21 protein-coding genes, 1 tRNA gene and 1 pseudogene are annotated in these 23769 nt (G+C 63.9%); 11 read left to right on the top strand and 12 right to left on the bottom strand.

Annotated elements, in window-relative coordinates; all coding sequences use genetic code 11:
• Positions 1 to 20: 20 nt before the first annotated feature.
• On the bottom strand, positions 21 to 458 hold the full coding sequence (locus ACIQUS_RS13905; protein ID WP_285862505.1) for a hypothetical protein: 438 nt from the start codon (positions 456 to 458) through the stop codon (positions 21 to 23).
• A 109-nt stretch (positions 459 to 567) separates the two neighbouring features.
• Here ACIQUS_RS13905 and ACIQUS_RS13900 point away from each other — a divergent pair, with 109 nt between their 5' ends.
• A complete protein-coding gene (locus tag ACIQUS_RS13900) occupies positions 568 to 1008 on the top strand; it encodes a universal stress protein (protein WP_403047840.1) in 441 nt (146 codons plus the stop codon).
• A gap of 42 nt (positions 1009 to 1050) precedes the next feature.
• Here the strand turns inward: ACIQUS_RS13900 and ACIQUS_RS13895 are convergent, their stop codons facing one another.
• Entirely contained in the window at positions 1051 to 2973 is a 1923-nt protein-coding gene (locus ACIQUS_RS13895; RefSeq protein ID WP_403047838.1) for an ATP-binding cassette domain-containing protein, read from the bottom strand.
• Positions 2974 to 3194: 221 nt separating this feature from the next.
• On the opposite strand from ACIQUS_RS13895, the gene ACIQUS_RS13890 reads away from it, so the two are divergent.
• Positions 3195 to 5123 carry a transglycosylase SLT domain-containing protein gene (locus ACIQUS_RS13890; RefSeq protein ID WP_403047836.1) on the top strand — a complete coding sequence of 643 codons (1929 nt, stop codon included), beginning with the start codon at positions 3195 to 3197 and terminating at the stop codon, positions 5121 to 5123.
• Between the two features lie 84 nt (positions 5124 to 5207).
• Here ACIQUS_RS13890 and ACIQUS_RS13885 read toward each other — a convergent pair whose 3' ends face one another.
• Complete coding sequence (locus ACIQUS_RS13885; protein ID WP_403047834.1) at positions 5208 to 6011, bottom strand: MOSC domain-containing protein; 804 nt, start codon at positions 6009 to 6011, stop codon at positions 5208 to 5210.
• Between the two features lie 45 nt (positions 6012 to 6056).
• A complete protein-coding gene (locus ACIQUS_RS13880) occupies positions 6057 to 6992 on the bottom strand; it encodes a chemotaxis protein CheV (RefSeq protein ID WP_403047832.1) in 936 nt (311 codons plus the stop codon).
• A 349-nt stretch (positions 6993 to 7341) separates the two neighbouring features.
• Here ACIQUS_RS13880 and ACIQUS_RS13875 point away from each other — a divergent pair, with 349 nt between their 5' ends.
• The 3 genes from ACIQUS_RS13875 to ACIQUS_RS13865 all read left to right on the top strand — a co-directional run bounded on the left by ACIQUS_RS13875 (position 7342) and on the right by ACIQUS_RS13865 (position 9828).
• Positions 7342 to 7839 carry a histidine kinase gene (locus ACIQUS_RS13875; protein WP_403047830.1) on the top strand — a complete coding sequence of 166 codons (498 nt, stop codon included), beginning with the start codon at positions 7342 to 7344 and terminating at the stop codon, positions 7837 to 7839.
• A gap of 436 nt (positions 7840 to 8275) precedes the next feature.
• Complete coding sequence (locus ACIQUS_RS13870) at positions 8276 to 9166, top strand: sensor histidine kinase (protein ID WP_403048044.1); 891 nt, start codon at positions 8276 to 8278, stop codon at positions 9164 to 9166.
• Complete coding sequence (locus tag ACIQUS_RS13865) at positions 9163 to 9828, top strand: response regulator (protein ID WP_403047828.1); 666 nt, start codon at positions 9163 to 9165, stop codon at positions 9826 to 9828. Before ACIQUS_RS13870 ends, ACIQUS_RS13865 begins: the two co-directional genes overlap by 4 nt.
• Here the strand turns inward: ACIQUS_RS13865 and yegS are convergent.
• Positions 9812 to 10711, bottom strand: a complete 900-nt coding sequence (gene yegS, locus ACIQUS_RS13860; protein ID WP_403047826.1) for a lipid kinase YegS — start codon at positions 10709 to 10711, stop codon at positions 9812 to 9814. The genes ACIQUS_RS13865 and yegS overlap by 17 nt on opposite strands.
• 217 nt (positions 10712 to 10928) lie before the next feature.
• Between yegS and ACIQUS_RS13855 the strand changes: the two genes are divergently transcribed.
• Positions 10929 to 12383: a mannose-1-phosphate guanylyltransferase/mannose-6-phosphate isomerase gene (locus ACIQUS_RS13855; protein WP_403047825.1), complete on the top strand. Its 1455-nt coding sequence runs from the start codon at positions 10929 to 10931 to the stop codon at positions 12381 to 12383.
• Between the two features lie 61 nt (positions 12384 to 12444).
• Positions 12445 to 13692 (top strand): glycosyltransferase family 4 protein, encoded by a 1248-nt coding sequence (locus ACIQUS_RS13850; protein WP_403047823.1) that lies wholly within the window; start codon positions 12445 to 12447, stop codon positions 13690 to 13692.
• Here ACIQUS_RS13850 and glp read toward each other — a convergent pair.
• The gene (glp, locus tag ACIQUS_RS13845; protein ID WP_403047821.1) at positions 13681 to 14883 is read right to left on the bottom strand and encodes a gephyrin-like molybdotransferase Glp; all 1203 of its coding nucleotides are present in this window, start codon (positions 14881 to 14883) and stop codon (positions 13681 to 13683) included. The two genes, ACIQUS_RS13850 and glp, sit on opposite strands and share 12 nt — an antisense overlap.
• 7 nt (positions 14884 to 14890) lie before the next feature.
• Positions 14891 to 15430 carry a molybdenum cofactor biosynthesis protein B gene (gene moaB, locus ACIQUS_RS13840; RefSeq protein WP_403047819.1) on the bottom strand — a complete coding sequence of 180 codons (540 nt, stop codon included), beginning with the start codon at positions 15428 to 15430 and terminating at the stop codon, positions 14891 to 14893.
• Between the two features lie 196 nt (positions 15431 to 15626).
• Here moaB and ACIQUS_RS13835 point away from each other — a divergent pair, with 196 nt between their 5' ends.
• The 3 genes from ACIQUS_RS13835 to ACIQUS_RS13825 all read left to right on the top strand — a co-directional run bounded on the left by ACIQUS_RS13835 (position 15627) and on the right by ACIQUS_RS13825 (position 16486).
• Positions 15627 to 15848 (top strand): YgdI/YgdR family lipoprotein, encoded by a 222-nt coding sequence (locus tag ACIQUS_RS13835; protein WP_403047817.1) that lies wholly within the window; start codon positions 15627 to 15629, stop codon positions 15846 to 15848.
• Between the two features lie 65 nt (positions 15849 to 15913).
• A tRNA-Pro gene (locus ACIQUS_RS13830) sits at positions 15914 to 15990 on the top strand.
• Between the two features lie 130 nt (positions 15991 to 16120).
• Positions 16121 to 16486 (top strand): glycine zipper domain-containing protein, encoded by a 366-nt coding sequence (locus ACIQUS_RS13825; protein WP_403047815.1) that lies wholly within the window; start codon positions 16121 to 16123, stop codon positions 16484 to 16486.
• A 144-nt stretch (positions 16487 to 16630) separates the two neighbouring features.
• Here ACIQUS_RS13825 and mqo read toward each other — a convergent pair whose 3' ends face one another.
• The 4 genes and pseudogenes from mqo to ACIQUS_RS13805 all read right to left on the bottom strand — a co-directional run bounded on the left by mqo (position 16631) and on the right by ACIQUS_RS13805 (position 22144).
• Positions 16631 to 18229, bottom strand: coding sequence for a malate dehydrogenase (quinone) (gene mqo / locus ACIQUS_RS13820; RefSeq protein ID WP_403047813.1), 1599 nt, complete (start codon positions 18227 to 18229; stop codon positions 16631 to 16633).
• A gap of 383 nt (positions 18230 to 18612) precedes the next feature.
• A complete protein-coding gene (locus ACIQUS_RS13815; RefSeq protein WP_403048043.1) occupies positions 18613 to 19317 on the bottom strand; it encodes a methyl-accepting chemotaxis protein in 705 nt (234 codons plus the stop codon).
• 228 nt (positions 19318 to 19545) lie between these two features.
• Positions 19546 to 19656, bottom strand: a pseudogene (locus ACIQUS_RS13810) (hypothetical protein); the annotation flags it as partial.
• 715 nt (positions 19657 to 20371) lie between these two features.
• Positions 20372 to 22144 (bottom strand): ABC transporter transmembrane domain-containing protein, encoded by a 1773-nt coding sequence (locus ACIQUS_RS13805; RefSeq protein WP_403048042.1) that lies wholly within the window; start codon positions 22142 to 22144, stop codon positions 20372 to 20374.
• Positions 22145 to 22357: 213 nt separating this feature from the next.
• Between ACIQUS_RS13805 and ACIQUS_RS13800 the strand changes: the two genes are divergently transcribed.
• A complete protein-coding gene (locus ACIQUS_RS13800; RefSeq protein WP_403047811.1) occupies positions 22358 to 22540 on the top strand; it encodes a PA1571 family protein in 183 nt (60 codons plus the stop codon).
• Between the two features lie 50 nt (positions 22541 to 22590).
• Here ACIQUS_RS13800 and pdxB read toward each other — a convergent pair whose 3' ends face one another.
• Entirely contained in the window at positions 22591 to 23733 is a 1143-nt protein-coding gene (pdxB, locus tag ACIQUS_RS13795; RefSeq protein WP_403047809.1) for a 4-phosphoerythronate dehydrogenase PdxB, read from the bottom strand.
• Positions 23734 to 23769: the final 36 nt, after the last annotated feature.

Raw genomic sequence — 23769 nt, 5'->3', positions numbered from 1 at the left:
GGGCTTTTTATTGAGCGTGGTCAGGCCAGGGCTTTCAGCACTGCTGCAATATCCTGCAATACAGCTTTTTCACCCCGTTCACCCCAGAACAGGGCAATCATCTGCGGGCCGGCTTCGACCTTGTAGACGCTCTCGGGCAGGCGGGCGAACTGTTCGGCCAGGACGGGATCGGCGCAGGGTTCGCGCCATTGGTTGAGCCAGGTGCCTGGCGTAGTCTGCCAGTAACTCCAGCTGTCTGCGCGCCCCTGGCGCCGGGGCTGCAGATACTGCGCGCACGGGCTTGGCGGCTCCTTGGGCAGCCAGTGCGGCCACTCCTGGGGCGCCAGTTGCATGTTCAGCCCCATGCGCCTCGCTTCCATGCGCAGGGCCATCCGACCACTCTGGTTGCGTGAAGGACGCAGCCAGGCCAAGGGGCTGAGAATCAGCGCAAGGATTGACACCACTAGCCAGACCGTCATATCTGTTGTTCCCATAAAGCATTACAAATTAGCTGGTTAGCCGGGGTCCCAAGCGATCAGCCTGAAACCGACCATACTTGAATAATCGCGACTGTCAGGAGAGCCTCTCATGCCCTACGAACACATACTGGTTGCCGTCGACCTGACCGAAGAATGCGATCCGGTCATCAAGCGCGCCATGACACTGGCCGAGCCGACACAGACCAAAGTTTCCCTGGTGCATATCGTCGAGCCCATGGCCATGGCCTTTGGCGGCGACGTGCCGATGGACCTCTCTCAGCTGCAGCAGCAACAGTTCGACCAGGCCAAGGAGCGCATGGACCGGCTGTTCAACAAGTACCCGGACATCAACCGCGGTGATTCGCACCTGACCTATGGGCAGCCGCGCCAGGAAATCCACCAGCTGGCCAAGGACCAGAAATGCGACCTGATCGTGGTCGGCAGCCACGGTCGCCATGGCCTTGCCCTGCTACTGGGCTCCACCGCCAACGACGTGCTGCACGGTGCGCCCTGCGACGTGCTGGCCGTGCGCCTGCAGAAAAAAGAGTAACGCTCAAGGCCCGGCGCAAGTTCAGGCGCCGGGCCTGTGCCCTCAACTGTCGAGTTCGGCCCAGCGCTCCACCAGCACATCCAGTTCGGCCTGCATCTGCTCCAGGCGCGCCAGCACGGCAGAGGTCTGCTCGATCGGGCGCTGATAGAACGCCGGATTGGAGATTTCTTCCTGCACCGCAGCCATCTGCTGCTCCAGCTCGTCGATCTGGCCCGGCAAGGCTTCCAGTTCGCGCTGCAGCTTGTAGCTGAGCTTTTTCTTCGGCGCTTCGGCTGCCACCGGGGTCGCCACGGGCGCCGGAGCAACAGCCTCGACCACCGCCGTGTTCAGCTCCGACTTGCCCGATTTGCTTTCGCTGACACCGAGCAGCTTCGGCGAGCCGCCCTGGCGGATCCAGTCCTGGTAACCACCGACGTACTCACGCACCTTGCCCTCGCCTTCGAACACCAGGGTGCTGGTCACCACGTTGTCGAGGAAGGCCCGGTCGTGGCTGACCATCAGCACGGTGCCCTTGAACGCCGACAGCACTTCTTCGAGCAACTCGAGCGTTTCCACGTCCAGGTCGTTGGTCGGTTCGTCCAGCACCAGCAGGTTGGCCGGCTTGCTGAACAGCTTGGCCAGCAACAGGCGCGCACGCTCACCACCGGACAAGGCCTTGACCGGGGTACGGGCACGCTGCGGGCTGAACAGGAAGTCGCCCAGGTAGCTGAGGACGTGGCGATTCTGCCCGTCGATCTCGATGAAATCGCGACCTTCGGAGAGGTTGTCGATCACGGTTTTTTCCAGGTCCAGCTGGTGACGCAGCTGGTCGAAATAGGCCACTTCCAGGCGGGTGCCGGACTCGACCTTGCCGCTGGTGGGCTCAAGATCGCCCAGCATCAGCTTGAGCAGGGTGGTCTTGCCGGTGCCGTTGGCGCCGAGCAGGCCGATGCGGTCCTCGCGCTGCAGGACCATGGAGAAATCCTTGACCAGTTGCGGGCCACCCGGGTGGTTGAAGCTGACATTCTCCAGCACCATCACCTGCTTGCCGGATTTTTCCGCAACGTCGAGCTGGATGTTGGCCTTGCCCTGGCGCTCACGACGCTCGCTGCGCTCCACGCGCAGGGCCTTGAGGGCGCGCACGCGGCCTTCGTTGCGGGTACGCCGGGCCTTGATGCCCTGGCGGATCCACACTTCTTCCTGGGCCAGTTTCTTGTCGAACAGGGCGTTGGCGGTTTCTTCGGCCGCCAGCATGGCTTCCTTGTGCACCAGGAAGCTGGCGTAGTCGCCGTTCCAGTCGATCAGGCCGCCGCGATCCAGCTCGAGGATGCGCGTGGCCAGGTTCTGCAGGAAGGAACGGTCGTGGGTAATGAACAGCACGGCGCCGCCAAAGCCGCTGAGGGCTTCTTCAAGCCAGGCGATGGCCCCGATGTCCAGGTGGTTGGTCGGCTCGTCGAGCAGCAGCAGGTCGGGCTCGGAGACCAGCGCCTGGGCCAGCAGCACGCGCCGGCGCCAGCCGCCGGAAAGCTCGGCCAGGGTCTTGTCGGCCGGCAGTTGCAGGCGGCTCAAGGTGCTGTCGACCAGTTGCTGCAGGCGCCAGCCATCACGCGCTTCCAGGTCGTGCTGGACGTGCATGAGTTTTTCCAGGTCGGCATCGCTGTGGATGTTCTGGCTCAGGTGATGGTACTCAGCCAGCAAGGCGCCGACACCATCGAGGCCTTCGGCCACCACGTCGAACACCGTGCGGCCGTCGGCCAGCGGCAGTTCCTGCGGCAATTCGCCGATCTTCAGCCCCGGGGCGCGCCAGACTTCGCCGTCATCGGGCTTCTGGTCGCCCTTGACCAGGCGCAGCATGCTCGACTTGCCGGTACCGTTGCGGCCGATGATGCACACCCGCTCACCACGGGCGATCTGCCAGGACACCTTGTCCAACAACGGCATGGCGCCGAACGCAAGGGACACATCGCTTAATTTGAGCAGGGTCATGATCTTCTCCAAAAACCGGGCGCGCATTCTACCCGACTTGGGCCCGCTTCACATTAAGCAGGCGATCCTACGGAATATTCAGACAACAGCCCGTCCAATAAACAACTCGATACAAGCACAATGCTTTCATCCGCCTGCGGCAACGGGCTAAGCTTACGGAATGTATTTCAACAGTGCTGGCTTCGCCGTCACTTATCATGGTCAAACTGCCCGGAAGTCTCATGCGCAGCCGCCTGTTCAGTCTTGTTTCCTGCCTGCTTCTCTCGGCCTCCGCGGCCAGCGTTGCCCAGGCCACCGATATCACCGTACAACGCCAGTATTACGACGAGGCCAAGCGTGCCCTGGCCAAGGGCGACAAAGGCCCGTACCTGCGCTACGCCCAGGCACTGCGTGACTACCCGTTGACGCCTTACCTGGCCTACGACGAGCTCACCGCCCGGCTGAAAACCGCCAGCAACGCGGAAATCGAGAAATTCCTCGCCACCCACGGCGACCTGCCCCAGGCCAACTGGATGAAGTTGCGCTGGCTGCGGTGGCTGGCCGAACGTGGTGAATGGAACACCTTCAGCCGCTACTACGATCCGAAGCTGAATTTCACCGAGCTCGACTGCCTCGACGGCCAGCGCCAGTTGATCCAGGGCCAGCGCGCCGAAGGCTATGCCACGGCGGAAAAACTCTGGCTGGTGGGCAAGTCCCAACCGGCCGCCTGCGATGCCCTGTTCGCCCGCTGGGCGGCTGAAGGCCAGCTCACCGAACAGAAGCGCTGGGCACGCACCAAGCTGGCAGCCCAGGCCCGCAACTACGCCCTGGCCAATGCCCTGACCAGGGACCTGACCACCCTGGCACCACAAGGGCGCCTGCTGGTGGACGTCGCGCAGCGGCCCGAACTGCTGAACCAGCCCGGGCGTTTCGTCCCGGTCAACGAGGCCATGTCCGATGTTGTCAGCCTGGGCCTGCGCCGCCTGGCACGCCAGGATCCGGAGCGGGCCATGGGCCTGCTCGACGACTATGCCAACCGCATGCACTTCTCCCGCGACGAGAAAGTCGCCATCGCCCGGGAAATCGGCCTGACCCTGGCCCGTCGCTACGACCCGCGGGCCCTGGACCTGATGACCCGCTACGACCCCGAGCTGCGCGACAACACCGTGACCGAATGGCGCCTGCGCCTGCTGTTGCGCCTGGGTCGCTGGGAAGATGCCTACGAACTGACCCAACGCCTGCCCCAGGACCTGGCCACCAGCAGCCGCTGGCGTTACTGGCAGGCCCGCAGCCTGGAGCTCGCCCAACCGAAGAACCCCCAGGTGCCGCTGCTGTACAAGACCGTCGCCAACGAGCGTGACTTCTATGGTTTCCTCGCCGCCGACCGGGCGCAAACGCCGTACCAGCTGAACAACAAGCCACTGCCGTTGAGCCAGGCGCTGATGAACAAGGTGCGCAATACCCCGGGCGTCCGCCGCGCCCTGGAATTCCATGCCCGCGGACAGATCGTCGACGGTCGCCGCGAGTGGTACCACGTCAGCCGTCACTTCAGCCGCGACGAGATGGTCGCCCAGGCCAAGTTGGCCTACGACATGCGCTGGTACTTCCCGGCCATCCGCACCATCAGCCAGGCCAAGTACTGGGACGACCTGGACATCCGCTTCCCGATGGCCCATCGCGACACCCTGGTGCGCGAAGCCAAGGTCCGCGGCCTGCATTCGAGCTGGGTGTTCGCCATTACCCGCCAGGAAAGTGCGTTCATGGAAGACGCCCGCTCCAGTGTCGGCGCCAGCGGCCTGATGCAATTGATGCCGGCCACTGCCAAGGAAACAGCGCGCAAGTTCAGTATCCCGCTGGCATCGCCGGCGCAGGTGTTCAACCCGGACAAGAACATCCAGCTCGGCGCGGCCTACCTGAGCCAGGTGCACAGCCAGTTCAACGGCAACCGGGTACTGGCATCAGCCGCCTATAACGCAGGCCCGGGCCGTGTCCGCCAATGGCTGCGCGGCGCCGACCACCTGAGCTTCGACGTCTGGGTCGAGTCGATCCCGTTCGACGAAACCCGCCAGTACGTACAGAACGTACTGTCGTATTCGGTGATCTACGGGCAGAAGCTCAATTCGCCGCAGCCGCTGGTGGACTGGCATGAGCGGTATTTCGACGATCAATAAACCACTGTAGGAGCGGGCTTGCCCCGCGATCGGCCGTACCGCCGCATCGCGGGGCAAGCCCGCTCCTACGTCGCATGCACAGGCTTATTCCAGCACCGTCACCGGCATCCCCGCCTCCAGCACCCCGGCACCATCAGCCACCAGGTTCTGCCCGAACAGCACATCCCCTTCCTTCTGCCGATAGGTCTTGAGCGTGGTCAATGGCTCGCGGTCCGGGCTGCGCTCGCCGGTCTGCGGATCGATGGTGGTAAGGATGCAGCGCTCGCAGGGCTTGATCACCCGCAACTCCAGCTCGCCGATGCGAATGCGCTTCCAGCCATCTTCGGCAAAGGGCTCGGCACCCTCCACCACCAGGTTCGGACGAAAACGCAGCATCTCCAGCGGCCGCCCGACCTTCTGCACCAGGTCATCCAGCGATGCCTGGCCGATCAGCAGCAAGGGAAAACCATCGGCGAATGCCACCCGGTCGTCATTGTGGCCATAGCCACCGGGCAGAAAGCGGGTGCGCTGCTCGGGGACATGCACCAGGCGCACATTCTTGCCGATGAACTCGCTCAGCCACTGCGCGGCCTCGTCACCGGCATCCGGCACCCGAAAGGTATCACGCCAGATCGTCACACCGCGCAGGTTGCTGTCGGCATCGGGCACCGGTACCGTCAGCGAGTCACGCCCGGCAACGCCGAGGATCAGGCTGCCCTCCTCGTTGTAGAGGGCAGACAACTGGCTCATCTGCGGGTAGGCACGCTGGGTCAGGAAGCGTCCGTTGTCACCCTCCACCAGCATCCAGCGGCGATCGCCGCTCAAGCCCAGCAGGCCCACGGAGGACGTTTCCAGCGCTTGGGCGCGGGCGGATTTGAGCGGGTAACGGTACAGGGCACTCAGACGCATGGCGGTCAACCTTCCTTGAGAGTCGAGGCGCTAGCTTATACCGACTCAGACAGCCACTTCATCCAGCATCAGGCGCTGACGCACCACATCGACCAGCTTGTCGGGCTGGAACTTGGAGAGGAAGTTATCGCAACCGACCTTCTTCACCATCGACTCGTTGAAGCTGCCGGACAACGAGGTGTGCAACACCACATGCAGCGAGCGCAAGCGCGGGTCGTGGCGGATTTCGGTGGTCAGGCGGTAACCGTCCATTTCCGGCATTTCGGCATCGGTGAACACCATCAGCAGTTTTTCGCAGACGTCTTCCCCGGCATCGGCCCAGCCCTTGAGCAGGCGCAAGGCCTTGAGGCCGTCACTGGCCACATGCATCTTCACCCCCAGTTGCGACAGGGTGTCGCGCAACTGGGCCAGGGCCACGGTGGAGTCGTCCACCAGCAGCACTTCGCGACCACGGGCACGGGACAGTACCGGGTCCTCGAGCTTGTCGCGCGAAACCTTGGCGCTGTACGGCACGATTTCGGCCAGCACTTTCTCCACGTCGATGATTTCCACCAACTGATCGTCGACCTTGCTGATCGCCGTCAGGTAGTGCTGGCGACCGGCGCTGCTGGGCGGCGGCATGATGGCTTCCCAGTTCATGTTGACGATGCGGTCGACGCCACCCACCAGGAACGCCTGCACCGAGCGGTTGTATTCGGTGACGATGATGGTGCTGCCAGGCCCCGGCGTCAGGGGACGCATGCCGATGGCCTGGGACAGGTCGATCACCGGCAGGGTCTGCCCGCGCAGGTTGACCACCCCGCAGACGAACGCATGCCGTTGCGGCATCAAGGTCAGCTTGGGCATCTGCAGCACTTCCTGGACCTTGAACACGTTGATGGCGAACAGCTGTCGGCCGGCCAGGCGGAACATCAGGATTTCCAGGCGGTTCTCACCCACCAGCTGCGTTCTTTGGTCTACCGTGTCGAGAATGCCAGCCATTGAAGAACCCCCAGGTTTGTTCCAAGAAATGAATCCAATGGCTCTGTATCGGCCGCTTGGCGCTCAGCTTGACCCGGCGAAGAAAATACCGCCTCGATCATTGATGTCATTTTAACATCATGCTTTACTGCGTTCATCGCCTCCCTGTCGCTAAGGCCCGCAAAGGGTCGTAAATAAACCACCCCATCAGGGAAACCCCTAGCGGCAATCGGGTGCGACCTGATGTTCGCAATATCCATTAGCCATTAATGTGACGCCATTCTCATTGCATGAACGGAGTCAGGCTTTTGTCAGCGATCGCCTCAACGTGGCCAACCTCTGCTCCAGCCCTTTGCGCTGGAGCCAACTGATGGCCAACGACTCGATGAACAGCAGCGTCCTGCAGGCATTCCTGGCGGACGCCCAGGTCCTGCTGACCCAAGCTGAAGAATGCCTGCAGCACCTGGCCCTGATCGACAACGATCCGGATGCCTGCCACTGCCTCAACGACACCCTGGTGACTCTGGTTGCTCGCGCCCGGAACCTGGGCCTGGTGGAAGTGGCCAGCTACAGCCAGCAACTCCAGCACCTGCTGGAAACGGCTCGAAGCACCGAGAGCCTGCCAGGCAGCGCCCTGCCGGCGCTCAAAAACTGCCTGACCCTGCTGGCATGGCAACTGGAACTGATCGACCCGCACACCGGCCGCCTGAGCCTGGACACCGAAGAACAGCTGGAATTGCTCGACAACCTGGCGACGGCCCTCAACCCGACGTCGACCTGTGCGTCCTGCACTTCGAGCATGACGCCCTGTGTGCATCCTGCGCACGGGCCGCACAGCACATCTGCAGGCTCAACTCCGGGCAACTAAGGCGTAATTGGCAAAGTGTTCACTGACTGTTCGCAGCGCTCTACGCCGCGGACTTAAGTGCCAACTTTGCCGACCGGCCGATGACAGTTGCAAATCATTGAGGCACTTGCAGGTTTATTTATCTTGCGCATGTTTTGCCACCTACAAGGTGATGGCAAAATGCTAGAATTCTACCCTCGACAGAACCCCCGTCACAGCCCGTAAAAACTGACCATTCAGGCAGTTACAAGAGCCCGCGACCAATTGAACTTGAAGTGATACCATGCACGCCGATTGAGGTTTGGACAGCCTGGCCGATCACGTTCTCGATGATTCATTATCACGCTACCGGTAGTTCATCACCGCGATTCAACTGATCGTGAAGGTAATACGACAACGCCCCTGGTTTGACCTTTACAAGGCTTTCTACAGCGATATTTCAGTGGCTTCATTTTCTATGCATCCAAGCCTCAAGACTTTAACGCACTGGCGTCCCGGGGCCGCTCTATTGCGCGGGTTGACTGCGCTCCTGTGCCTGGCCTCGATCATCGCCAACCTGGCGCTGTACCTGCGGGCCCAGGCGATGCCGGCCAGCGTGCTGGTCCTGCACCTGGTCGCGATGCTGAGCATTGGCTGGCACCTGCGCCACTGGGCGCGCTCGATCGCCATGCGCCCGGCCGAACTTGCCAATCGCCTGCTCAAGGTCCAGGAAAGCGAACGCCAGCGCCTGAGTCGCGAGTTGCATGACGACATCGGTCAATTGCTGACGGCCGCCAAGCTCCAGGCCGACTGGCTGCAACGCCGCGTGCCGCAGGAGCTGCAGGAACACTGCAGCACCCTGCGCAACACATTGGACGACACACTGGCCAACGTGCGCGACGTCACCGCGATTCTCAACCCGCGCCAGCTGTCCAGCCTGGGCCTGGAAGCCAGCTTGCGTGCCCATCTGGTGCGCACCCTGGAAAACACCAACCTGAACTGGAGCCTGGAATGCCGCCAGCGCCTGGGCGGCATTGCCGACGACATGGCCATCGCAGCCTTTCGCATCACCCAGGAAGCGGTCACCAACATCCTTCGCCATGCCGGTGCGCGCAACCTGGTGGTGCGCATCGAGCGCTTGCCCGAAGGCCTGTCGTTGTCCATCTGCGATGACGGCCAGGGCTTCATGCCGGCCAGCAACCCGGGCGACCAGGGCCAGCGCGGCATGGCCGGCATGCTCGAGCGCGCCGCCCTGCTCGACGGCACCCTGTCCGTCAGTAGCCAGCCCGGCAAAGGCACACGCATCGACGCCCTGTTTCCCTGGCCTCCCCGTACCCTCGAACGCGCCAAGACAAATAACACCCCATGACCTGTACTTTGCTGCTGGTGGATGACCACTCACTGATTCGCGCCGGCGTTCGCGCCCTGGTGTCCGATATTCCCGGCTACACCGTAATCGGCGAGGGCGATGACGGCAACCGGGTGGCCGAGCTGGTGCAACAGCTGGACCCGGACATCGTCCTGCTGGACATCTCCATGCGCTCGACCAGCGGCCTGCAGGCCCTGAGCCACCTGCGCGCCAGTGGCTGTCGCAGCAAGGTACTGATCCTGTCGATGCACACCGACCCTGAGCTGATCATGCAGGCGCTGGAAAGCGGCGCCCATGGCTACCTGCTCAAGGACACCACCGCCACCGAACTGGAACAGGCACTGGCGGCACTGCGCAGCGACGAGCGCTACCTGAGCCCGGCCATTGCCCACACCGTGATCAACCAGGCCCTGCTACGCGCCCAGGCCAGCAAGCCGCCGGCGACAGCGGCGGAAAACCACAACCTGACCGCGCGCCAGCTGGAAATCCTGCGCCTGATCGTGCGCGGCAAGTCCACCCGCGAGATTGCCCACGGCCTGGGCCTGAGCATCAAGACCGTGGAAACCCACCGCTCGCAGATCATGAAGCGCCTGCAGATCTACGATGTCGCCGGCCTGGTGCTGTTTGCCGTGCGCGAGCAGATCATCAGCCTCGACGACTGAGCAGCGGCGAATCATCCGCCAGGTGCACACGCAAGGCCCCCGCCAGCACCTCGAAGCGCAGGCTGTCAGCCTGCAGGGGCTCGCCGTCTAGATTGATGTCCAGGCCCTGGGAGCTGTGGATCTCGACCCAGGGCAGGCGCGCCCGCACGAACAGGTTTTCCAGGCCCAGGCCGTCGCTGAGCAAGCTGCGCAAGGTGCCTACCACCTCCTGGGGGGCCGGCAGGATGCTGATGTCGAGCAAGCCGTCATCGACCTGCGCCTGCGGGCACAGCACATGACCGCCCCCAGCCTGGCGACCGTTGCCGATCCCCAGGGCCAGCAGGTCGCCTTGCCAGTCGAAATCCGGCCCTTGCAGCCTCGCCGACGCGGCACTGAGCTCACTGAAGCGGGTAAGGCCGGTGAACAGATAGGCCGCACCGCCCAGGACTTTCTTGAGGTCTTCGGAGGTATTGGCCGTCACCTGGCTGCCAAATCCGCCCGTGGCCATGTTGAGAAACACCTGCTCGCCTACCCGCCCCACATCAATTGCCCGCGCGGGCGCCTCCAGCATGGCCAATGCCGACTCCGGCTCCAGCGGCACGCCAGCGGCCCGGGCAAAGTCATTGGCCGTGCCCAGCGGCATCATCACCAGGCTGGCCCGGCTCCCGGCCCTCACCATGGCCTCGGCGACATCACGCAAGGTGCCATCCCCGCCGCCGGCCACCAGTTGCCCATAGCCGGCCGCCAGGGCCTCCTGCACCAGCCGGGCGGCGTCACCGGCCTCCCAGGTCAGGCGCACATCGAGCTGCCAGCCACGCTCACGCATGGCGCCGACCGCCGATCGCACCTGCTCGTTCGTGGCCTGCTTGCCATGCAGGATCACCAGCGCCTTGTAATGTGCCATCATGCCGCCCCTTGCAATAGATCCCGACTATCTCGACCGCACGGCCTGGCCCCTTGTTTCACCTTTGGTCGCGACAATCACGAAAAAACGATTCCGTGGATACGAAACCATTGAAAGCGCCCGTACCCAAGCGCATCATTCGACAAATATTTGGCTTTACGCAGCAGGGAAAAAATAAAAGGCATTTTATTGACGCTTTGCAACTCAAGGCTGTGAAATGAGCGCGCTGATTCCTTGTATCATCGCCGGCGGCGCCGGCACCCGCCTATGGCCGGTTTCCCGCGAGACCCAGCCCAAGCCGTTCATGCGCCTGCCCGATGGCCAGAGCCTGCTGCAAAAGACCTTCCTGCGCGCCTGCAGCCTGCCGGATGTCACCCGCGTACTGACCGTTACCAACCGTGAGGTGTATTTCAGCACCCAGGACGAATACCGCCAGGTCAACCATCGGGGCGTGGCCCTGGACTTCATCCTCGAACCCTTCGGCCGCAGCACCGCCCCCGCCATTGCCGCCGCCGCCCTGCACTGCGCCCGCCTGTACGGCGAAGACGCACAGCTGCTGGTATTGCCGGCCGACCACCTGATCACCGAGCTTGCAGCCTTCGAGAACGCCGTCAAGGAGGCCCGCGTGCTTGCACGACAAGGCTGGCTGACCACCTTCGGCCTGGTACCCGATCGTGCGGAAACCGCCTTTGGCTACATCGAGCAGGGCCCGGCCCTGGGCGAGCACGGCTACCAGGTCGCACGCTTCGTCGAAAAGCCGGACGCCCCGACCGCCCGGCAGTTTCTCGAAGGCGGCCAGCACCTGTGGAATGCCGGCATGTTCTGCATGCGCGTGGACGCGATCCTGGCCGAACTGCAACAGCACGCCCCCGACCTGCTCACTGCCGTCAACCACTGCCTGCAGCGCAGTCCGAGCAAACAGGGCCAGGGCGAACTGCAACTGGAACTCGAATCGGCGTCGTTCGCGCCGGTGCCGGACATTTCCATCGACTACGCAGTCATGGAAGTCTCCAGCCGGGTAGCTGTCCTGCCCGCGGAACTGGGCTGGAGCGATATCGGTTGCTGGCAGGCCGTGCGCGAACTGCAGGAAGCCGATGCCCAGGGCAACCGCTGCACGGGCGAAACCGTGCTGCATGACGTATCCAACTGCTACATCGACTCGCCACGCCGCCTGGTCGGCGCTGTGGGCCTGGACAACCTGATCATCATCGACACCCCCGACGCCCTGTTGATCGCCGATGCCTCACGCAGCCAGGAGGTCAAGGTGATCGCCCAGCAGCTCAAGCGCCAGGGCCACGATGCCTGTCGCCTGCACCGTACGGTCAACCGCCCCTGGGGAACCTACACGGTGCTGGAGGAAGGTCCGCGCTTCAAGATCAAGCGCCTCATGGTCCGCCCGCAGGCGTCGCTGTCACTGCAGATGCACCACCATCGCAGCGAGCACTGGATCGTGGTCAGCGGCATGGCCCGCGTGACCCAGGGTGACGAAGAATTCCTGCTCGGTTCCAACGAATCGACCTTTATCAAACCGGGGCGGGTACATCGCCTGACCAATCCCGGCGTGATCGACTTGATCATGATCGAAGTACAAAGTGGCGAATACTTGGGCGAAGACGACATCGTGCGCTTTACTGATAGCTATGGACGCGCCCCGGAGCCAGCCAGCGACTGACCCCGGGCGCGTCCTGTCATATCTGCATGCCGTAGCCCGCCTGGTGAAGAGGAAAGGGGTCATGCGCGTACTCTGGACACTGCCTTACCTGCCCTGGCCAACCACCAGTGGCGGCAAAACCCGACAATATCACCTGCTGCGCAGCCTGGCGCAGCGAGGTCACCAGATCACCTTGCTGGTGCAATCCAAGACACCGCCCTGCGAGGCGGCGCGAGCGGCGCTCGAACCGCTGCTCGAACGCTTGATCGTGCTGCCCAGGCGCCCCTTGCACAGCCCGTTGAACCTGCTGGCCGCGGTCTATGCCGGCTACCCGATGCGCGCCAGTGTCAACGGCCTGGCACCCCACCTCAGGCATTGCTTCGAGCAACTGCTGGAGGAGCGCTGGGATGTGATCCAGATCGAGCACAGCTACAGCTTCCAGCCCTTCGAGAAAGCCCTGCAGGAGCGTGGCCTGCCCTTCATGGTCAGCGAGCACACCATCGAGTCGGTGGCCGGCGCCGCCTGCCATGACCGCCTGCCCCTCTGGCTGCGCCCCTTCAATGCCTTCGATCGCTGGCGCTATCGGCGCTGGGAAAACCGGGTGCTGAGCCAGGCCCACGAAGTGGTCGCGGTCAGCCCCACCGATGCCGAACACATCACCCACCTGACCGGCTACCCCGCCACCCTGGTGATCAACGGCGTGGACTGCGCCCACTACCGCAACATCCAGCCGGCGATGCACAGCCAGCGACTGCTGTTTGTCGGCAACTTCGAATATGGCGCCAGCCTTGAAGCCATCGAGTGGGCGCTGGAAGACATCCTGCCACAGGTCTGGCAAAGCAACCCGGCCGTGCGATTTGCCGTGGTCGGCCACGCCCTGCCGGACAGCTGGAAGTCGCGCTGGACCGATCCGCGCATCGAATGGGTGGGTTATCTGCCGGATTTGCGTGAGCTGCAACGGCATTCGGCGATTTTCTTCGCGCCACTGCGCTATGGCGGCGGCTCGAAGATCAAGGTGCTGGAAGCCATGGCCGCCGGTTTGCCGGTGGTAACCACCACAAACGGCATGTCCGGCCTGCAGGCGATCCAGGGCGAGCACTATTTGAGCAGCGACGACAGCGACCAGTTGGCCCTGCTGATCAACCAGTTGCTCAACCAGCCCTGGCGCATGCGCCAGCTGTCGGAGGCGGCGCGCCAGTTCGTCACCGAGCACCACGACTGGAGCATCGCCGCTGCCCAGCTGGAAAGCGTGCATGCCCGCCTGAGCCAGCGTACGCCGGCACTGGCGAGCCTTGAGGGCAACGGCCTGCTCAGTCGCTCAGCCGAGTAGCTCGCTCAAGGGAATGAACTGCACGGTGTCGCCCCTGGCCGGCGTGGTGCCCTCGCGCACCTCCACCAGGCCTTCGGCCCAGGCGGCGCTGCGCAGGACACCGGAGCTCTGGTTCTTGTAGATCAGCGCCTGGCCCTGCTCCAGCCGGGCCCGCAGGTATTCGCGGCGATTGCCCGCCTTGGGCCAGTCGAAACCCGCAGGTACCGGGAACTGCAACGGCGTGACCTCGGCAACCCCCTGGCGGCGCAACAGGTACGGGCGGGTCAACAGGCCGAAGGTCACCAGGGTCGACGCCGGGTTGCCGGGCAGGCCGATCACCGGCACGCCCTTGTAGTGGCCGAAGGTCAGTGGCTTGCCGGGCTTGATCGCCAGCTTCCACAGCGCCAGCTCGCCGGCTTCGCGCAGGGCCAGGCCCAGGTAGTCGGCCTCACCCACGGAGACCCCGCCCGTCGACAGAATCAGGTCGACCTGGTTCAGCCCCGCCAGGCAGTCGCGCGTCTTTTGCAGGTCATCGGCAAGGATTCCCGCATCGATCACCTCGCAGCCCAGGCGCTGCAACCAGCTGACCAGCAGGCGACGGTTGCTGTTGTAGATCTGCCCGGGCCCCAGCGGCAGGCCGGGCTCGACCAGCTCATCGCCAGTGGAGAGCACCGCCACCTTGATCTTGCGCACCACCGTAAGCTCGGCGCAGCCCAGGGTTGCGGCCAGCCCCAGCTCGATCGGGCCCAGGCGCGTGCCCGCGGCCAGCACCGTTTCACCGCTGCGGGTTTCCTGGCCTTGCGGACGAACGTTCTGACCGACGCGCAACGGTTCGGTGAAACGCACCCGCTGGTCATCCAGCACCTCGGCGTTCTCCTGCATCTCGACACAGTCGGCCCCGACGGGCAGTGGTGCACCGGTGAAAATCCGTGCACAGGTACCCGGTTGCAGCGGCTCGGGGGCATGGCCGGCGAAGATCCGCTGACTGACCGGCAACGCCTCGCCCTGCCAGTCGGCCAGGCGCAAGGCGTAGCCGTCCATGGCACTGTTCGGCCAGGGCGGCAGGTCGAGGCTGGCGACCAGCTCCCGGGCCAGCACCCGGCCTTCTGCCTCGGCCAGGGCCACCTGCTCGGTCTCGATGATCGGCGCCGACTCGGCCAGCGCCAGCAATCGTGCCAGTGCGTCCTCGACCGCCATCAGCGACGTGCTCATGGACGCATCAACCACGGCTGGCGCAGGGCTCGGCCTGCTTGAGGTGGGTGACGAAATTGCACGGGCGGTGACGGGCATCCAGCTGCTCGGCGAGGATACCGTCCCAACCGGTGCGCACGGCGTTGGTCGAGCCAGGCAGGCAGCAGACCAGGGTGCCGTTGGCAAGCCCGGCCAGGGCGCGGGATTGCACGGTGGAGGTACCGATGTCGGCCATCGAAATATGGCGGAACAGTTCGCCGAAACCATCGACCTGCTTGTCGAGCAGGCAGGCGACGGCCTCGGGGGTGCTGTCGCGACCGGTGAAGCCGGTGCCGCCGGTGATCAACACCACCTGCACCTGGTCATCGGCGATCCAGGTAGCGACCTGGGCGCGGATCTTGTACAGGTCGTCCTTGAGCAGCACCCGTGCAGCGAGGCCGTGGCCGGCCTCGGTCAGGCGATCGACAAAGACCTGGCCGGAGGTGTCGGTTTCCAGGGTGCGGGTGTCACTGACCGTCAACACCGCGATGTTCAGCGGCACGAAAGGTACATCTGCCTTGGCTTTCATGGGACCTTGATCCATTGCTAGAGGGAGGATGGACGGTGTTATATCACAGCCCTGCCCGGCTCGCGCCCGCTACCCTGTCGGGGATTGTCGCCCGTCAATAAAGGTGCGCAACCGCTATGCTGGTAAGTGCAAGGAACTTGCACCGTCGCCCCGCGTCTGAGGAACATTACGCACTATCCATTACCGGAGAAACACGATGATTCAACGGACCCTCCCCGCCTTCCTGCTCGCCCTTGGTCTTGGCACCCTGGCAGGTTGCGCATCGCCTACCGTCATTACCCTGAACGATGGCCGCGAAATCCAGGCAGTCGATACGCCGCAGTACGACGACGAAACCGGCTTCTACGAGTTCGAACAACTGGATGGCAAGCGCACCCGCATCAACAAGGACCAGGTACGAACCGTCAAGGATCTCTGAGACGTGCAACAAGCCTTGTGAAGGGGGCTTGTCGGGGAGACATTTTTGAGTAATATTTTCTCCATCGGAGTGTAGCGCAGCCAGGTAGCGCGTCTCGTTCGGGACGAGAAGGCCGCAGGTTCGAATCCTGTCTCTCCGACCATACCCTCAGCAAAAAGCCCGCCCTAGAGCGGGCTTTTTCGTGCTCGCAGTTTGCCCCCTAGTGGCCAGCATTGCGTAGTTGTGGCGGTAACAGGAGAATGCGCGCCTTTCGAACCTGGAGGTTGATTCACATGCGTAAGACTCTTGCCGCCCTGACTCTGGGCCTGCTGTGCGCACAAGGCGCCGTGGCCGGCGATGGCCAGACCGCACTGGGCGGTGGCCTGGGTGGTGTACTGGGTAACGTGGTCGGGCAACAACTGGGCGGTCGCACCGGTGCTGCGATCGGTGCCGGTGTCGGCGGCGCCGCCGGTAGCGCCATGGCAGCCAAGAACGGCAACAAGACCAAGGCGGCCATCGGTGGCGGCCTGGGCTCGGCCGGCGGCTCGCTGGTAGGCGGCTCGCTCGGCGGCAGCACAGGTTCTGCCATCGGCGCCGGCCTGGGTGGCGCGGCGGGCGGTGCCCTGGGCAACCACGTGGCGGACAAGAAGCGTCATTGATCACGCCCGGCCTCAGGGCCTTTTCGCGGGGCAAGCCCGCTCCTACATAACGCTGTAGGAGCGGGCTTGCCCCGCGATGCATTTGAGCCCCGGAAACGAACAGTCCCCTGAATAGGGGGCTGTTCGTTTCTAGCGTTTCAACACTTACAGTGCAGGCTCAGCCTGTACCGCAGCGGCCGCTTCCGGCAGCACCGGAACGTACAGCAGACCCAGACGCGAGCTGCTCCACTCACGGGTCTTGTTGGTCAGCTCGAGGTTGTTGTTGAGCTTCTGGCCGTAGGTCGGCACGATTTCCTTCAGCTTGGCCTGCCATTCAGGGGTCTTGATGCGATCCTTGAAGGTCTTCTCCAGCACGCTCAGCATGATCGGCGCGGCCGTCGAGGCACCTGGCGAGGCACCCAGCAGCGCAGCGATGCTGCCATCCTGGGCGGCAACCACTTCGGTACCGAACTGCAGAACGCCACCGTGCACCGGATCCTTCTTGATCACCTGGACCCGTTGACCGGCCTGCAGCAGTTTCCAGTCTTCGTTCTTGGCGTTCGGGAAGTACTCGCGCAGGGCGTCCATGCGGTCATCGAAGCTGAGCATCAGCTGACCCATCAGGTAGGTGCTCAGGTCGATGTTGTCGATGCCGGCGTGGGTCATCGGCATGATGTTGTGGGTGGTCAGCGCAGCGAACATGTCGAGCAGCGAACCGTTCTTCAGGAACTTGGTGGAGAAAGTCGCGAACGGACCGAACAGCAGCACTTCCTTGCCATCGATCACGCGGGTGTCCAGGTGCGGAACGGACATCGGCGGCGCGCCCACCGAAGCCTTGCCGTACAGCTTGGCCTTGTGACGGGCAACGATGGCCTGGTTGTCGGTCATCAGGAACTGGCCACCGACCGGGAAGCCGGCATAGCCATCAGCTTCAGGGATACCGGACTTCTGCAGCAGTTTCAGGGCACCACCACCGGCGCCGATGAACACGAACTTGGCCTTGACGCTACGCTCCGCACCCTTGTTGGCGAGGTCGGCAACGACCACGGTCCAGGTGTTGTCGGCATTGCGCACGATGTCGCGCACTTCGTGCTGCACGTGCAGCTTGACGTTGTCGTGCTTGGTCAGCGAGGCGATCAGTTGGCGGGTGATCTCGCCGAAGTTGACGTCGGTACCGATGTTCATGCGGGTGGCGGCGATCTTCTGATCGGCGGCACGGCCTTCCATCACGATCGGGACCCACTTCTGGATCTGTGCGTGGTCTTCGGAGTACTCCATGCCACGGAACAGCGAACTGTGCTGCAGGGCTTCATGGCGCTTCTTGAGGAACTCGACGTTCTTGTCGCCCCAGACGAAGCTCATGTGCGGCACGTTGTTGATGAACGAAGTCGGGTTGCTCAGCACGCCCTGTTCGACCTGGTAGGCCCAGAACTGCTTGGAGATCTCGAACTGTTCGTTGACCCCGACCGCCTTGCTGATGTCGATCTTGCCGTCGGCGCCTTCGCTGGTGTAGTTCAGCTCGCAGAAGGCGGAGTGGCCGGTACCGGCGTTGTTCCAGGCGTTGGAGCTTTCTTCGGCGACCTTGTCCAGGCGCTCGTAGATGTCGATCGACCAGCCCGGCTCCAGCTCGTTGAGGTAGGTCCCCAGGCTTGCACTCATGATGCCGCCGCCGATCAGCAGCACGTCTACGCTCTTTTCTGGCTCACTGGGCTTGGAGCAGCCGATGACACTCAGGCACAGGAGCGTCAGCAGGATTTTTTTCATAGTTCAATCCAATTGAGGTGAAGTAATTGGCAATGACCGCTGGTCCCGTTGTGCACGCCCGGATTCTTGTTGTTGCTCGCGCAGACCAAAGCTTAGCTGAGCACGGTAGTCAGGCAATCGGCCTGGACGCACGCGCGATGGTTGGCGGCTGGGGTTGTTCGATGGATCGGGGAACGGTCACCCGGGCGTTTGACAACACGCCGGGTGCTTGCGAGGCCTAGGCCTGCCCGCCTTTAAGCACAAAGCAGGCCAACTTCGCCAAGACCAAGGGCTAATACCCGGGACGCGTCGTCGCACCCCATTGTTAGCGGTTTTTCTGGCGACAATCCGCCACATTGATCGCCGCTTTTGGCGTCATGTGGCGGATTTCCCCCAATCGTGTGTCAGGCGCTCAGGCGCGCCGTGACTTCGCCGAGCTGCCCCGACAGCCCGTGCAGGCGATGACCGGCCTGCTCGGTGTGCTGCACCGCCTGCTGGTTGGCGGTGGCGATACGGGTGATTTCCACCAGGTTGCGGGAAATGTCCTCGGCCACGCTGGTCTGCTCTTCGGCCGCCGTGGCGATCTGCCGGTTCATATCGCGGATCGCCTCTACCGCCAGGGTGATGCGCTGCAGCATCTGCCCGGCGCGCTGGACCTGCTCGGCGCCCTCTTCACTGCGCTGCTGGCCGCTTTCGATGGCCCTGACCGCATCCACGGCGCCGGATTGCACGGCGCTGATGATCTGGTTGATCTCGGCAATCGACGCCGCCGTGCGCTGGGCCAGGCTGCGCACCTCGTCGGCGACCACGGCAAAGCCGCGCCCGGCCTCCCCTGCCCGCGCCGCTTCGATGGCGGCATTGAGCGCCAGCAGGTTGGTCTGCTCGGCAATCCCGCGGATCACCTCCAGTACCTTGCCGATGCGGGCGCTGTCGGCTTCCAGATCGCGAATCACCGCCGCCGTGCCGGCGATCTCCTGGTTGACAGTGGCAATGGTGTCGATGGTGGCCTGCATGACCTGCTCGCCCGCCTGGGCACTGTGGTCGGCATCATCGGCTGCCCGCGCGGCTTGTGCGGCATGGCGGGCGACTTCCTGGGCGGTGGCGGACATTTCATGCATCGCCGTGGCCACCTGGTCGGTGCGCTGGAACTGATCGTCGGTGCCCACGGCCATGCTCCCGGCGATGTTGCGCAGCTCGCCGCTGGCGGTTTCCAGCTCGCCGGCATTGCGCTGCAGGCGGCTGACGGTATCGGCGAGAAAGTCACGCAAGGTATTGGCGGCCACGGCCAGGCGGCCGAGTTCATCCTGGCGGTCGCTGGGCACCCGCGCCTCGAAGCGGCCCTGGCTCAATTGCGCGACGTAGTCGATCAGGCCACGGATCGGCTCGATCAGGCTGCGATTGACCAGCCACAGGCTGAGCAGGCCGACCAGCAGCGCCGAACCGAACATCACCAGCAGGCCCAGCCATACGGTGCGCTGCGCCGACTGATTGATAGCCCCGGCGCGAGCCTGGGCATCGGCGCGCAATTGGCTGACCAGCGCGCTCATCTGCTCGCTGGCAGCGCGATCAACGCCCTTGACCGCCTGGTCCCCCACCACCGGATCGCCCCCAGCCGCCAGGAACGCCTGACGACCCTGGGCATAGGCCTGGCCCAACTGGCGGTGGCTTTCCTTAAGCTGTTCGGCGCGCGCCTTGAGCGGCGCTTCGCTGTGTTCGATCAACTGCTCGAGAATGCCCTGTACCTGCTGCTCACGGGCGAGAAACTGCTGCCAGTACTTGTCCAGCTCGGCCGGTTGCTTGCCGCGCAACAGCACATTCTTCCACTCCTGGACCTGGACCTTGAACTGCAGGTTGGCTTCGTCGATCAACTGCGAGGCCTGCAGCGGCCCATCGATCAACTGGCCATAGCCACGGACACTGGACGACAGCAGTTGAAAGCAGACAAGCGCGATGATCAACATGGCCGACAGACTGCCAGCCAGCAGCGCGAGAATTTGCATTCTCAGGGATTTACGCAACATCGGAAGGAATCCAGAAACAAGGAATGAGAGCCAAAAAAAAGCTGCCATCGATTGATAGCAGCCAGGTTCGAGCGTTACGCAACAGCTGGACTAGATAGTCTCAGGGGATTGCTACAGAAATGTGACAACTCGCGGAACGCTGTCACAAATCCGTAACGGTGTTGAATTGCAACGCCGCCAGGCGTGCATACAACGGGCTCTCGGCGAGCAGCTGACGATGGGTACCAATCGCCACCAGGCGCCCCTGGTCGACCACCGCGATGCGATCGGCGTGCTGCACCGTCGCCAGCCGATGGGCGATCACCAAGGTGGTGCGCCCGCTCATCAGAGTCGGCAGCGCCTGCTGGATCAGGTACTCGCTCTGGGCATCGAGGGCGCTGGTGGCTTCGTCCAGCAGCAAGATCGGCGCATCCACCAGCAGCGCCCGGGCAATCGCCAGGCGTTGCCGCTGGCCGCCGGAAAGGCCCAGGCCGGCATCGCCAAGGTGGGTCTGGTAGCCCTTGGGCAGTTGCTGGATGAAATCGTGGGCGTGGGCGCTGCGCGCGGCGGCTTCGACCTGGACCATGGTCGCATCGGCCCGGCCATAGCGAATGTTCTCCTCCACCGTGCCGTAGAACAGTGCCGGGTTCTGCGCCACCAGGGCGAAGTGCCGGCGCAGGTCCAGCGGATCGAGGCAGTTCAGTGCCTGGCCGTCGAGCAGGATGCGGCCTTGCTGCGGATCGTAGAATCGCAGCAGCAGGTCGAACAGGGTCGACTTGCCCGCCCCCGACGGCCCGACCAGGGCCAGGGTTTCCCCGGGCTCAACCGTCAGGCTCAAGCCATCGATGGCGGCAGGCTCAGGCCGCGAGGGGTAGGCAAAGCGCACCGCCTGCAACTCGATCCGCCCACTGACCCGCGGCGCCGAGCGTTCCAGCCCCTGGACAGGCGCGGCGATCTCACTGCGCGCGGCCAGCAACTCGGCGATTCGCTCCGCCGCCCCGGCGGCCCGTTGCAACTCGCCGATCACCTCGCTGACGGTGCCAAAGGCACTGCCGACGATCAGGCTGTAGAACACGAAGGCTGCCAGCTCGCCGGCGGAAATCCGCCCGGCGATCACATCCATGCCACCGACCCAGAGCATCACGCCCACGGCGCCGAGCACCAGCACGATCACCAGGGTGATCAGCCAGGCACGCTGGCGGATCCGTTTGCGGGCCACGCTGAACGCCGCCTCCACGGTCTCGGCGAAGCGCTGCTGATCGCTGCCCTGGTGGTTGTAAGCCTGTACGGTCTTGATCTGCCCCAGGGTCTCGGCCACATAGCTGCCGACGTCGGCGATACGGTCCTGGCTCTGGCGCGACAGGCTGCGCACTCGCCGACCGAAGATCAGGATCGGCGCCAGCACCAGCGGCAGGGCCAGCACCACAATGCTGGTGAGCTTGGGGTTGGTGACGAACAACAGCACGATACCGCCCAGCACCATCAAAACGTTGCGCAGGAACAGCGACAGCGACGAGCCGATCACCGATTGCAGCAACGTGGTGTCGGCGGTCAGGCGCGACTGGATCTCCGAGCTGCGATTGCTCTCGAAGAAGCCCGGGTGCAGGTAGATCAGGTGATCGAATACCTGCTGGCGGATATCGGCCACGCAGCGCTCGCCGATCCACGACACCAGGTAGAAGCGGCTGAAGGTGCCGATGGCCAGCGCCACTACCAGCGCCAGGAACACGCCGATGGACTGGTTGAGCAACTGCGGCGAGCCGGTCATGAAGCCCTGGTCGACCAGCATGCGGATGCCCTGGCCCATGGACAGGGTAATGCCGGCAGTCACTACCAGCGCCAGCAGCGCCAGCATCACCTGCTTGCGATAGGGCCGGATAAAGCGCCAGCCCAGGCGCATGGCCTGGCGTTGGCGGACAGAAAAGCGGTTGAACATGAACAAACCGAAGCTCCGTGGTTTTGATTCAGCCTACACCTTTAAGGTCCGCGCCGATGGCTGATAGACCGTTTTGGTCTAAAGTACCACTGGAGCTTTACCCTGCTTTCTGTTGGACTTGAACAAGGTCGTGGAGTGGCCAGCCCCGCGCTGTCACACGCCGGTCACCCAACGCACCTAGTCTTAGCTGGCAACCTGATGAGGAGACAGGAAATGAGCTTGCAGCAAGGGAAAACTGAGCAAGCAACTGCGCCAAAATCCGAGGCGCCCAAGGTGCCGGTGTGCGGCTCGATCATCGGTCCGGATGGTCAGGAGGTCCCGATCACCGAGGACATGATCCAGAAAGCTTGCGAGAAGCTGGAAAAAAGCCGGGCAGAACCGACCAAGAAAGCCTGAACCACCCGAATTCATCAACCCGGCACCAGGCCGGGTTTTTATTGCCTGCATCAAACCAGCACGCCACCCAGTGCCCTGACCATCTGCGCCAGCTGCGGTGCGTCGCCATGCAGGCGCACGGCCAGCCCTTCGATCTCGCGACGGTGTGGGTAGTGCTTGCGCAAGGCATCGAAGGCGGCCTTCTGCGCCTGCACATCACTGCTCAAGCTGCGGCGGAAATCGGCATCGTCGCGGCGCGGGTCGTAGACCGCCCGGCACAGGGTCGCCAGGGCCCAGGCCGGGTCGGTTTCAGCCTGCAGACCGATGTCGGCCAGCCAGGGTTGCGGCAACAGGTCGGCCAGTTGCACCAGTGCCGGCTCGCTGCGCCAGGCACAGAACGCCTGGTAGATCTGCGCGGTGCCGCGCTGCTTGCCGTCCAGGCTGTAGCCGGCGATGTGCGGGGTCGCCAGCACGCAGAGGTCGGCCAGTTCCAGGTCCACCTGGGGTTCGGACTCCCAGACGTCCAGCACCGCCAGGACATCCTCGCGCTCGAGCAACGCATCGCGCAGCGCCCTGTTGTCGATCACCGGCCCGCGGCTGGCGTTGATCAACCACGCCCCCGGGCGCAGGCGCGCCAGTTGCGCATCACCCAGCAGGTGCCAGGTGGCGTGCTCACCCTCACGGCTCAACGGAGTATGCAGGCTGATCACATCGCACTCGTCGAGAATCCGCTGCAGGCCGACATAGTCCCCGCCTTCACGGGCCTGGCGTGGTGGGTCACAGACCAGCACCTTCCAGCCCAGCCCACGCAGCACCTCGACCAGGCGCCCGCCGACTTCGCCCGCGCCAACCACGCCATAGGTACGCTGGGACAGCTCGGCACCATCCAGCTCGGCCAGGGTCAGCAGGCTGCCCAGCACATAGTCGACCACGCCGCGCGCGTTGCAGCCCGGCGCACTGGACCACTGGATCCCGGCTTCGGCGAAGTAGTCCAGGGCCAGGTGATCGGTACCGATGGTGCACGTGCCGACGAAGCGCACCTTGCTGCCTTCGAGCAGCGCCCGGTCGACCCGGGTCACCGAGCGCACCAGCAGAACGTCGGCATCCCTGACACAGGCCGCGTCGATGGCGCGCCCGGGATAGCGGCGGATCTCGCCGAATCCGGCAAAGAAAGCATCGAGCAGCGGAATATTCTCGTCGGCAACAATCAGCATGGCGCTCTCCTATCAGGGGACCGCAGTGTAGGCCCT

The sequence above is a fragment of the Pseudomonas sp. NPDC090755 genome, assembly GCF_044769005.1.
GTDB lineage: Bacteria > Pseudomonadota > Gammaproteobacteria > Pseudomonadales > Pseudomonadaceae > Aquipseudomonas.
Note: the sequence above shows the minus strand (reverse complement) of the source record. Positions and strands in the feature narration are given on the sequence as shown.

Bases quoted from the DNA above. Each gene is read 5' to 3' on its own strand.
- ACIQUS_RS13900 (WP_403047840.1), top strand. From the start codon at position 568: ATGCCCTACGAACACATACTGGTTGCCGTCGACCTGACCGAAGAATGC.
- ACIQUS_RS13825 (WP_403047815.1), top strand. From the start codon at position 16,121: ATGCGTAAGACTCTTGCCGCCCTGACTCTGGGCCTGCTGTGCGCACAA.
- mqo (WP_403047813.1), bottom strand. From the start codon at position 18,229: ATGAAAAAAATCCTGCTGACGCTCCTGTGCCTGAGTGTCATCGGCTGC.
- ACIQUS_RS13880 (WP_403047832.1), bottom strand. From the start codon at position 6,992: ATGGCTGGCATTCTCGACACGGTAGACCAAAGAACGCAGCTGGTGGGT.
- ACIQUS_RS13895 (WP_403047838.1), bottom strand. From the start codon at position 2,973: ATGACCCTGCTCAAATTAAGCGATGTGTCCCTTGCGTTCGGCGCCATG.
- ACIQUS_RS13865 (WP_403047828.1), top strand. From the start codon at position 9,163: ATGACCTGTACTTTGCTGCTGGTGGATGACCACTCACTGATTCGCGCC.
- ACIQUS_RS13890 (WP_403047836.1), top strand. From the start codon at position 3,195: ATGCGCAGCCGCCTGTTCAGTCTTGTTTCCTGCCTGCTTCTCTCGGCC.
- ACIQUS_RS13875 (WP_403047830.1), top strand. From the start codon at position 7,342: ATGGCCAACGACTCGATGAACAGCAGCGTCCTGCAGGCATTCCTGGCG.
- ACIQUS_RS13850 (WP_403047823.1), top strand. From the start codon at position 12,445: ATGCGCGTACTCTGGACACTGCCTTACCTGCCCTGGCCAACCACCAGT.
- ACIQUS_RS13885 (WP_403047834.1), bottom strand. From the start codon at position 6,011: ATGCGTCTGAGTGCCCTGTACCGTTACCCGCTCAAATCCGCCCGCGCC.
- ACIQUS_RS13835 (WP_403047817.1), top strand. From the start codon at position 15,627: ATGATTCAACGGACCCTCCCCGCCTTCCTGCTCGCCCTTGGTCTTGGC.
- ACIQUS_RS13815 (WP_403048043.1), bottom strand. From the start codon at position 19,317: ATGTCCGCCACCGCCCAGGAAGTCGCCCGCCATGCCGCACAAGCCGCG.
- ACIQUS_RS13855 (WP_403047825.1), top strand. From the start codon at position 10,929: ATGAGCGCGCTGATTCCTTGTATCATCGCCGGCGGCGCCGGCACCCGC.
- ACIQUS_RS13800 (WP_403047811.1), top strand. From the start codon at position 22,358: ATGAGCTTGCAGCAAGGGAAAACTGAGCAAGCAACTGCGCCAAAATCC.
- pdxB (WP_403047809.1), bottom strand. From the start codon at position 23,733: ATGCTGATTGTTGCCGACGAGAATATTCCGCTGCTCGATGCTTTCTTT.
- ACIQUS_RS13805 (WP_403048042.1), bottom strand. From the start codon at position 22,144: ATGTTCAACCGCTTTTCTGTCCGCCAACGCCAGGCCATGCGCCTGGGC.
- yegS (WP_403047826.1), bottom strand. From the start codon at position 10,711: ATGGCACATTACAAGGCGCTGGTGATCCTGCATGGCAAGCAGGCCACG.
- glp (WP_403047821.1), bottom strand. From the start codon at position 14,883: ATGAGCACGTCGCTGATGGCGGTCGAGGACGCACTGGCACGATTGCTG.
- ACIQUS_RS13870 (WP_403048044.1), top strand. From the start codon at position 8,276: ATGCATCCAAGCCTCAAGACTTTAACGCACTGGCGTCCCGGGGCCGCT.
- ACIQUS_RS13905 (WP_285862505.1), bottom strand. From the start codon at position 458: ATGACGGTCTGGCTAGTGGTGTCAATCCTTGCGCTGATTCTCAGCCCC.
- moaB (WP_403047819.1), bottom strand. From the start codon at position 15,430: ATGAAAGCCAAGGCAGATGTACCTTTCGTGCCGCTGAACATCGCGGTG.